Annotated in this window: 4 protein-coding genes and 1 pseudogene; all 5 read right to left on the bottom strand. The window is 46.3% G+C overall.

Annotated features, from left to right (window positions below):
* Nucleotides 1-390 (bottom strand): annotated as a pseudogene (locus O3622_RS08500) (accessory Sec system glycosyltransferase GtfA); the annotation flags it as partial.
* A 12-nt stretch (nucleotides 391-402) separates the two neighbouring features.
* The gene (gene secA2, locus O3622_RS08495) at nucleotides 403-2781 is read right to left on the bottom strand and encodes an accessory Sec system translocase SecA2 (RefSeq protein ID WP_371607340.1); all 2379 of its coding nucleotides are present in this window, start codon (nucleotides 2779-2781) and stop codon (nucleotides 403-405) included.
* A complete protein-coding gene (gene asp3, locus O3622_RS08490) occupies nucleotides 2768-3208 on the bottom strand; it encodes an accessory Sec system protein Asp3 (RefSeq protein WP_268711526.1) in 441 nt (146 codons plus the stop codon). The genes secA2 and asp3 overlap by 14 nt, the downstream gene beginning before the upstream one ends.
* Nucleotides 3205-4734 carry an accessory Sec system protein Asp2 gene (gene asp2 / locus O3622_RS08485; protein ID WP_268711527.1) on the bottom strand — a complete coding sequence of 510 codons (1530 nt, stop codon included), beginning with the start codon at nucleotides 4732-4734 and terminating at the stop codon, nucleotides 3205-3207. The genes asp3 and asp2 overlap by 4 nt, the downstream gene beginning before the upstream one ends.
* Nucleotides 4718-6298, bottom strand: coding sequence for an accessory Sec system protein Asp1 (gene asp1 / locus O3622_RS08480; protein ID WP_084860246.1), 1581 nt, complete (start codon nucleotides 6296-6298; stop codon nucleotides 4718-4720). Before asp1 ends, asp2 begins: the two co-directional genes overlap by 17 nt.
* Nucleotides 6299-6302 lie beyond the last annotated feature (4 nt).

Below are 6302 nucleotides of genomic sequence, written 5' to 3'. Positions count from 1 at the left end.
ATACTCTGCATGCTGTACCAGATTCTTAGCCGAGTCTACCAAGTAGCAGGTCACAAACTTATCCTCATCTGAAAAGTAGACGCGCAAGACCTTGCCATCCTGCTCCCTATGACTCTCAAGGCCACCGAAAGCGGCCAAGACCTCGTCAACTGTAACACTGGTCGGTGCTAGCTTGATATCTGTAAAATGATTGTAAAGCCAGATTACCTGGTCATCCGCAAAGCCGATATTGGCCGTTAAATGCTGGATATTGTCTGCTAAAATCAAGTCGGTAAAGATAAACTTAGATGCTAGGTCTAAACTTCTAAAAATCCCTGCTCGGTAGGCCTGGGCATATTCGACACCACTACTCGCCCAACCGATTCCTAGATTTATATTGTAAATTGTCATATGATCCTCTTTTTATGGAAAATGGGTGAGAATCTCACCTTTGGGCGTTACTTCCACAATCCCCATGAGAAGATTGCGTACCATATCTGTACGGATTTGTTGCTTCATGGTTTCAAAGCCAGCATAGGCCTCCTGATAGTACTCTACGATAGGGTTCTTTTGAGAAGCAGACTGGCTCCCGACTGCTAGACTGAGCTGTTGGAGGTAGTCGACTTGCTCAACCCAGTTGTCATCAATCGCCTTGAGCATAGATATTCTCAGAAAAGAATCATAGAGCTGGTGAGGTTGGAGGACTTCCTTTTTAGCTGCGATTTCCTTGGCTATTATTTCCTCTAGTAACTCCCGAATCTGATCTGCATCAGCTAAATCCAAATCATCTGGTAACTCTCTCATCCCAAAGCTAATATTGGTCACGATGAAGTGAAAGAGTTCTTGGGGGCTGCTATAGGCTTTTTCTGAGATTTGTTTGGTATAGTCTGCCAGTATATCCTCAAGGATATCTTCCAGGTCACGGCTTCCGTCCAGCAAACGATCTCTTTCTTGGTAGATCATCTGACGCTGGATATTGACGCTTTCCGCATACTCTAAGGTTTGTCTGCGTGCAGAGCGACTGGCACTATCACTAGCCTCTTGGGCTTTTCTGACGAGATTGCGGTACTTGCTAGTCTTGAGTAGGTTGGATTGTCTTATGTCCTCTACTTGATAGTCTTGATATAGGTCATGAACCCAAGACGGCCCGAACTTTTTGATCACATCATCTTCAAGCGACACGAAAAATTGAGACATACCCGGATCCCCTTGGCGACCAGAACGCCCTCTGATTTGCAGGTCAATCCGTCGGCTCTCCATTCGCTCGGTACCAATCACAACCAATCCACCCAAGTCTGCTACCCCTGGACCGAGTTTGATATCTGTCCCCCGACCTGCCATAGAAGTCGCAACGGTCACTGCCCCCATCTGTCCAGACTCTGCGATGATTTGGGCTTCACGCGCCACATGATTGGCATTGAGGACATTGTGGGAAATCCCTTCTCGCAAGAGCAAGGACGAATAAAGCTGGGACATTTCTACAGATCCGACAAAGATCAGGAGTGGATTGCCTTTGGCGTGGTAGGTCTTGATAGCTTCGAGAGAAGCATACACTTTCTCAGGGAGGGTCACATAGAGATTGTCCGGATGGTCAATCCGCCTAAGTGGGCGATTGGTTGGGATGCGAATGACAGCCATATTGTAGGTTTCGAAAAATTCTTTCTCTGCCACCTTTCCCGTTCCTGTCATACCTGAGATTTTGCGAAACATTTTAAAGAGACTCTGGTAGGTGATTGAAGCCATGGCTCTGGTTTCAGGAGAGAGCTTCACATGTTCCTTGGCTTCGATGGCTTGATGGAGACCGCCTTGAAGTTTGGTCATTTCCATCAGGCGACCTGTGCTCTTATCCAGCAAAACCATCTCTTGACCTCGAACCAGATAGTCCTTGTCCTTGGTAAAGAGCGTATGAGCTCTGAGCGCATAGACTAGATGTCGAACATAACTGGCGTACTCTTCCTTATAGAGATGATCGATTCCTAGGAATCCTTCAACCGTCTGGGCCCCCTTTCGTGTCAACCAAACCTGCTCTTTTTCTTCCTTGTAGATGTAGTCCTCTCCCTCAACCAAGGTCGTCACTAGGGTATCAATCATCCCATAATAGTTAGACTGGACACGGGGAGAACCTGCGATAATCAAGGGAGTTTGGGCACTATCGAGTAGAATATCATCGATCTCATCAATGATGACATAGTTAAAGGGAGACAGGAATTTCCCCTCACGAGTGGAGGCAAGATTGTCATTGAGATAGTCAAAGCCCAGTACACTATTGGTTGTGTAGACGATGTCCGAGGTGTAGATCTTTCTTTTCTCTTCGGCAGTCAAGTCCTCTTTTGGATCCTCTGAAAAGGGCAGACCGACAGTTAGACCTAAAAATTGGTAGACTGGGCCCATTTCACTTGCGTCCCGTCTAGCCAGATAGTCATTGGTCGTGACCAGCATGCTGCCCTTTCCCGTTAGGGCATTGAGGTAGAGGGGCATGGTTGCAGTCAAGGTCTTGCCTTCACCCGTATTCATCTCAGCCACATTTCCTTGGTGGATCACAATGGCTCCCATGACCTGCACATCATAGGGAAAGAGACCCAAGACCCGTTTATCGGCCTCACGGACAAGGGCATAGGCTTCTACCAATAGCTCATCTAAGGTTTCTCCCTGGGCAAGGCGCTGGCGAAACTCCTCTGTCTTTGCAGCCATTTCCTCATCACTGAGAGCTGCCATCTCTTCTTTGAGAGCGTTGATTTGGCTTACAAGCTTCTTGACCTTTCTCAGTTGTCTTTCCTGATACAAATGATTAAACACCAGCATCCTCCTCAATAGAAAACGAAACAAAGTCAAGAGCCTCAAAACCTGCACTAATCAAGGAAAGGCGGTAGGTGTAGGCCGCTTCAGGATAGGTGAAGATAAAAGAAAATTGTCTTTCAATCTTCTCCTCGATGATTTCCTCATAACGGTTTAAAAAGGTCAGTTTGAGATAGAGGCCATTGGTCGGTTGAACCTGCATCTTCATAGAGAGACGGTAGGTGTGATTTTTCTTAAGAAGAGGGAGGCTGGGCTGGTTTCTAGTAGCCTGGTAGTTGACACTGGAAAACCAGGTTTTAAGGGTTTCACCTGAAGCCAGCAAAGGATTTTTCAGGGTAACATGACCATCTGCATGATAGGTGATCTGGCTACCGTAAAGATAAGTGGCTCCCATCTCGCCCCACCTAATATCCTCTCTCTTGATGATAATCATGTCTCACCTCTTCCGTATTCTTCTAGTATCATCTTATAAAAATGAATAAACCAAGCAACGTTTGTTCCTGTGTCATCATTGTGTCGACCTGCTGTCCCTTTCGACAAGATCTTGGCTCCTGTCTGACAGAGTGTCTCCACTAGTTGGTCATAGGCTCCACTATCCATATCCTCGTCCTTCATGTAAGAAAGACCAAAGGTCGTCTGGGAAAAATCAGCTTGTTTAAATCGGGTCCAAAAACGTTGATCCAAGTCCTTCATGTCTTTCTGGCTCACTCCTCCTGTCTGAAGGTGCAAAACATCAAAGCTAGTTGGAAAGACTCCTGGCGCCTCTAGCCGTCCCCGCTGTGCGATGGTTCCTAGATTTGTCAAGGGTTTTCCGACTACGATTCCCTTGGGCTCAAAGTGAGAGCCATAATAGAGGGCGGGGAAGGTTCCCATTGACAGGCCAGATAGGATCAAGTCACTTCTATCCAAGCCTAGGTAGTCTAGATAGTGTTGGATGGTTGCTTGAATTTTATCTTCTAATTCCTCAGTTCCTAGGTAAAAGGCTCCTCCTTCTAATCGAGGGTCCGAAAAGAGGAGAAAGGGGCATCTGAGATTCTTCATCATCCAGTAACCCTCAAAACCTTCCGCCGGACGGTAACCTGAGAAATAGACTGCTAGAGGAGGCTTGAAATCCCCCGGGTGAAAGAAATAGTTGATTTCCTCACGTTTTTTGTCATGCAGGATATTGCCTCCGAGAACAAACTTTCCAAACTGTTTCCGGCTCCAGCGTTGGTGGAGATTGCCGATGTTGACCTTTCCCTGGCCACGCGCTTCAAGAGAAATGCTCAGATAAGCATCATAGTCTTGTTCCACGATGATTGCTGAGGCAAAGTCTGCTTCCTCAAGGAGAATGTCCTGTCTAATCTCTGAAACGGATCCTGCTGGGATTTTTCGCAAACGCAAGCGCAATTCCACTGGTCCACTCTTTTCATATTCGAGCCAGAGTTCGATTGGCGCATGGGCTTGGACGGTCTGATTATAGGCCCAAGAGGCTAGCTGGGTATAGGTCTTGCCAAAGTCTCCTTCTAATTTCAGATGCTCAAATCCTTGATAGGAGACAGAGCCTTGAAAACTCGGGTGAATCCGTATCGTAGCTGGACTCAGCTTGTCTCCATAACCACCTTCAAAGAGGGAGGTGGAAAGGTCTCGAACAAAGCCCTGTCGGTCTGACAGGTCCATCGCTTGCATGCAGTGCTGTCTGATGAGATTTTGAAGACCTTCATCCTGGCTTGCAAACTGTTCTGGATAGAAAACCGTATAGGGTTCCAAGCTAGATGCAAAAGGCAACAAATCTACTAGATAAGCCCCATCCGTAAGAATGACAGCATGAAAGTGCTCCAAATTTTTCTCATCCATAATTTTCTGGATGGCAGACGGTGTGTTAGGAGGAACATGATACCAGTCTAGTTGGGCTGGTAGGGCAAGTGTCTCTCGCCAATCCTCTGGACCGATTTGCAAGATCTTATATTTCTTTTCCATGAGTCACCTCCTCCAACCACTTTTCTAGCTTGATTAGGAATTGCTCGCCAGTGTGTTCCTTTATCTTTTCAATGGAATGGATCAGAGCATCATTCCACACCTGCAGGCTATCGAGATAGTAATGGGCAGCTTGCGCAAAATCAGCAGTGTTTTCCAACAGATAGCCATTCTTCTGATGGCTGACATACTCAGTTTTGACCCTATTGATTTGAGGGATACCAGCACTAATCCCCGCTATCTGGGTATAAAGAAGAGGTTGACTGTTCAAATCGACAATCAAACGAACAAATTCCAGCTGCTTGATTAACTCCGATTCATCCTTCATATTGACAAACGAATAGCGCTTGCTCTGATGGCGATTGTCCTCAAGCGGATTTTCAGCGCCTTGGTAATCAACTTCCTTTTCCAGTTCCTGGTCCTGAAACTGCTCTGCAACCATCTCAGAAACACGTGTTTCCAGCTGTTTCATTTCTTCTTGACTAGCAGCAAAGGCTCCAAAGACCAACTCCGTATCCTTGTTTTCAGAAAGGAAATGCAAGACCTGATAGAGCGCTTGGTCCTCTATCCCCTGCTCAAAGTCCAGTTGATAGTAGAGGATAGACTCCTTCCGAGTCTGACTCTTTCCTAGCTCCAAGCGGGTATCAAAAGGTGATAAATGACGAAACTTCGTTGCTTGTTCTGAAAAGGCAGACTGAGCCAAGCGCAAGGTGTCCTCTCTGTCGACTAGAACAAGGTCCACCTTAGACAACAAATTCGCCAACTGAGGTAATTGCTCTTGAGGATTTCGTCCGATAAAAAGACTGAGAACCTTAGTGGTTTGGTGAGGCAATCGTTCTAAAAGGAAGTCATTGTGCTGATCACAAGCAGGCAGAAAATAGGTCGCTCCTTCCTCAGGGAGTTGAGCTATTTTCTTCTCAAAAAACTCCGCAATCAATTCTCCCATATCTCGGTAAGCCTCTTTTTGGAATCGAAAAGCAAAGATAGGATTGACTTCGATACGCCCCCCATCTTGCAAGTGCTCTCTAAACTGCCACAGTCCCTTGGGATTGAGATAGTCTTGGTAGAGAGCCTGACCCTCTTCGTAGTAAATCACACTGGAAACCAGCCCCCGATCATCCATCAGGTAATTAGCAGACAAGAGCCCATCTTCCTTGAAATACTGAATCGTACTGATAAAACCTTCAATCCCATGCTCCACCTGAGCATAGGGCTTTCCATTTCTCAAAACTAAAATGGTAAAGGGACTGTAAACAAACTCGCAGTCCTCTTCCCACTCAATATCTCTGAGCTGCAAGACCTGCGGTCGAATCTCATGAAAATCCTGCAATTCATCAAATAAGGAATAAACTTGTGCTTCTAAAATACCTTGGCGATGGAGAAAATAGCGAAGATGAGGCTGATAGGACAAAAGGAGGACCTGTGCAGGGACCCCTTGGTGTTGCATCAAGCGAATCTGATTGAAGGTGTCATCAAATTCTAGCTTAAAATGAGAAAAATACCAGGGTGTCAAATCAGCATGCCAGGGACGCTCCTTGCCATACCAAGCTGGGATAAAGTAATACATCAAA

Origin of the sequence: Streptococcus sp. 27098_8_51, assembly GCF_041432205.1 — a bacterium.
Classification (GTDB): domain Bacteria; phylum Bacillota; class Bacilli; order Lactobacillales; family Streptococcaceae; genus Streptococcus.
The sequence above is the reverse complement of the archived record's forward strand: the minus strand, read 5'-3'. Positions and strand labels throughout refer to the sequence as shown.